We start from the raw sequence: 1,195 nt of genomic DNA, 5'->3' as shown, positions 1-1,195 counted from the left end.
AGACGATCTGGCTGGTATCGGTTCAGACCAAAACGAACCAGCTTCAATTGATGGCCAGTTTACGACCACTGAAGGTGCAGACAGAGTTGTGAGTTACCAGCTTGACTCGAATGCGACACCTGTTGATGGATTAACCTCACAAGGCGTAGCCGTCACAATGACGGAAACTGCCAATTCTGATGGCAGCTTCACCTATACGGCAACAGCAGGGACAAATCCGGTTTTCACATTAACCGTCAATCCAGACGGCAGCTACAACTTTACCCTTGAAGGTGCGATTGATCACGCAGCAAACAGTGACAGCTTAACGCTAAACTTCCCGATCACAGTGACAGATTTTGATGGAGACACGACTTCCGCCGTTATTCCTGTCACGATTACCGATGACCAACCGACTATCACAAATGTTGAAGCCATCAGTGTTGATGAAGACGACTTAGCGAACATCGGTTCGGACCAAAATGATTCACTTACGATTGATGGTCAGTTCACGACAACGCAAGGTTCTGACCGCGTGGTGAGTTACCAGTTAGATACCTCTGTAGATGTGGTTGCAGGGCTCACCTCGCAAGGCAATCCAGTGACGTTGATAGAGACTGCAAATCCTGATGGCAGCTTCAGCTACGTTGCGACCGCTGATGGCAACCCTGTCTTTACGTTGGTAGTGAAAACGGATGGCAGCTATAACTTCACGCTGGAAGGTCCAATCGATCACGCTATTAATAGCGATGAACTAACGCTGAACTTCCCAATTATTGCGACTGACTTTGATGGCGATACAACTTCTGCCACCATCCCAGTGACTATCGTCGACGATAAACCAGTCATCACGAATGTGGATGCAATCCAAGTTGATGAAGATGACTTGACGGGGATTGGTTCAGACCAAAATGATGCACTTTCCATCCACGGCCAATTTGCAACAACGCAAGGTTCTGATGGTGTCGTTAGTTATCAATTGGATGCTTCTGCCGACCCTGTCGCAGGGCTGACGTCTCAAGGCGTCGCGGTAACGATGACTGAAACGGCCAACCCAGACGGCAGTTTTACTTATCAAGCCACCGCAGGTGGTAACGCGGCCTTTACCTTGATTGTTAACGTAGATGGTTCTTATAACTTTACGCTAGAAGGCCCACTCGACCATGCCAATCGTAGTGACGAACTAACGCTGAACTTCCCGATTATTGCGACCGAT

General features: G+C 48.5%; 1 protein-coding gene. It reads left to right on the top strand.

From position 1 onward, the window contains the following. Positions 1-1,195, top strand: a 1,195-nt coding sequence (locus R7D93_RS25680) for a VCBS domain-containing protein (protein ID WP_318129606.1), incomplete at both ends; no start/stop codon positions are given.

It is taken from the genome of Vibrio sp. YT-15 (genome assembly GCF_033337445.1).
In the GTDB taxonomy this organism is placed as follows: domain Bacteria; phylum Pseudomonadota; class Gammaproteobacteria; order Enterobacterales; family Vibrionaceae; genus Vibrio; species Vibrio alginolyticus.
This window is presented reverse-complemented; position numbering and strand designations above follow the sequence as displayed.